The organism is Nostoc flagelliforme FACHB-838, assembly GCF_014698065.1.
Classification (GTDB): Bacteria; Cyanobacteriota; Cyanobacteriia; order Cyanobacteriales; family Nostocaceae; genus Nostoc; species Nostoc flagelliforme_B.
Map to the genome: position 1 here is coordinate 1 of NZ_JACJSI010000617.1, position 2530 is coordinate 2530.

General features: G+C 43.2%; 1 protein-coding gene. It reads right to left on the reverse strand.

Features of this window, described 5'->3' with window-relative positions; translation table 11 throughout:
* Window positions 1–2530 (reverse strand): ATP-binding protein (locus H6G97_RS49730; RefSeq protein ID WP_190947608.1); only part of this gene is annotated, 2530 nt, incomplete at both ends.

Here is a 2530-nt window from a genome sequence, read left to right on the forward strand (position 1 = left end):
CCCTGAGTTGATTGCCGCATTGGTTGGTATAGTAAGGGCGACCCGCCGCATCCACGATCGCAATTCCCACCGGAATCGCTTCGAGGAACTGGGTGATCTTGCTTTCCTTAGCCCGCAGTTCTGAGTAAAGGTTGGCATTTTCGATGGCGATCGCTGCTTGAGTCGATAATAGCTCCAAGACCTGCGATCGCTCTGGTGTAAATACTCCAGTTGCTAACCGATTTTCTAAATACAATACACCGACCAGTTTGGCTTGATTCAGCAGCGGCAAACAGAAAATAGACTGAGGCTGGTTCTGTTGAATGTATGGCTCATTAATAAAAGCACCTTCACGAGTCGCATCATTTAAGGTGACAGGCTTCAGAGTCCGAATTACATATTGAATGATTGATTCTGGCAATTGATCGGCGATTGGAATAGACTGTAACACCTGAGCCGCACAAGCATTCTTATCGGTATTGAGTTCACAAGCCGCTTCAATCGACCATTCTCCTGAGTTTTCTAAAATCAGATATCCGGTTTGTGCGCCAGCATTCTCAATTAAAATTTGCATCAGCGATCGCAGCAATTGCTTCAGTTCAATTTCACGAGAAATCGCCTGTGAAGCTTTCATCACTGCTGCTAAATCGAAAGCGGTATGGAATGGATTAGAGATAGTTCCAGCAGTACCAGGAATTGATGCAGAAGCAGCTCTAGACGATTGAGGAAAGAACTGTGGATAGCGTTTTTCTAAGTCTTTAACTTTAGCAGCTGCTCCCCAACGTTCATAGCAATAGTGCGCCTCTTTCATGTAGGTTTGAGCAATTTTTGACCGACCTCGCGCTAGATAATGTTTAGCCGCTAATTCATAAGCTAATGCTTCTTCCTGGATATACTCATTTTCAGCAGCACCTGCGATCGCTCGTTCATAAAACTCTTCAGCCTCAAAGAATTGCCCTGAGACTCGCGCTTTCTCTGCTTCGACTAAATAAAATTTATGGAGATAATTCATTGGGGTATGACTCGCCCATTTCTGCATTTTTTCTTGGTTGGTGTTAACACAGTTTAGCCAAGCTACTTTTTCAGAGTTTGAAGCATCGAGCAATAGGCTCAAAAGCGCCAAAGAATTATAGAAACAGAATACAGGTAAAACCTTTATTGCCGACGCTTCTTCAAAATGTCGCCTTGCCAAAATAGCAGTCTGTACAGCTTGATGATATTCTTCAAATAGATAAAACAGTATAACTTTGTGCAGATATAGCATTTGAATTGCAGTTCCATCTTTAACTGCAATAGCGTGTGATAACGCCTCCTCTTCATTATACACCCGACCAACTAAGCGACTGGGATTAAGAGACCTATCTAACAAATTAAGAATGGTCTGCCACACCATTGCAATCCAAGTCGAGGGGCTTTCCCGTCTGATTCGATCAACCGCTTTGCTGTATGTTGCCGTTTTCTGTTCCAGTTGGGTGAGTGACTCACCGACGAAAAACGAGTTATGGCACAAGTAATATGCAGCATAACCAGCAGATTCAAAGTCTCCGGTTTCCACTCCTTCCTGATAAGCCTCAACCAACAGTGGTATTGTCTCCTTAAGATGTACTTTCCATTGCATAATCTGGCCACTAAATAACTGTAATGCTCTAGCCCTGCCTTTTTTAGTATTTAATCGTTCTGCCAAGGTAAGAGCCAATTGACCAAATTTATAGCCGAGTTCAAAGTCTTGAACAACTCCACATAGAACAAATCCGTAAGCAGCATAAAACACTGGTGACCAGATAGTATTACCGTAGTTGATTGATAAATTTACCGTTTTGAACCTAATCAGTATCCACAGTGCTGGTGATACTATGAATGCAGTAGACCCTATATTCGCTAGGATTGACATTGCTGCCAGTGGTTCTGGTGCAGTCATTTCTGGTAAATTAATCAAGTCTTCGATTTCTCGTTGGGCAAGTAGTGCCGCCGTTGACTCCAATCCGCCTCGAACATCTAACTCACTTGGATTTTCTGGTAAAATCACTCCCAGGAGCTTCAACACTTCCAAGCCAATTTTGAGTGCTTCTTTCAGGTTGCCCTGTGACAAATATCTTTGAATGCTGCTATCGTAAACTTGCACTTTGTCAACCACTGTTTTGGCACGAGAGAGTACCACTTCTACCAACTGTTCCATCTCATCAAAGCAACCCTGGAGATACGCCGCTTCTGCTGCTTCTGAGTACAGCGCTAAGGTAAGGTCATACTCAGTGAGCCAACTCTCTGAATTGAGGAGTTTAAGCCCTGTAGTGAAATACTTAAAAGCTGCTTCATAAGCCGTTGCTGCCTTTGCTTTTTGACCTGCCATTAAATTCAATCTGGCAATTTCAGCTCGTTCTGAACGAGCAGTGATTAGCTTAAGTCCTTGATTGAGATGATCGATGATTTCAAACAACCGATCGGATCGTTGCTCTGGTGAAGTTTTTTCGAGCAAATTGCCACCGATTTGAAGATGAACAACCTGTTTCTGCGATTCATCAATCAAAGCATAAGCCGCTTGCTGAACGCGATC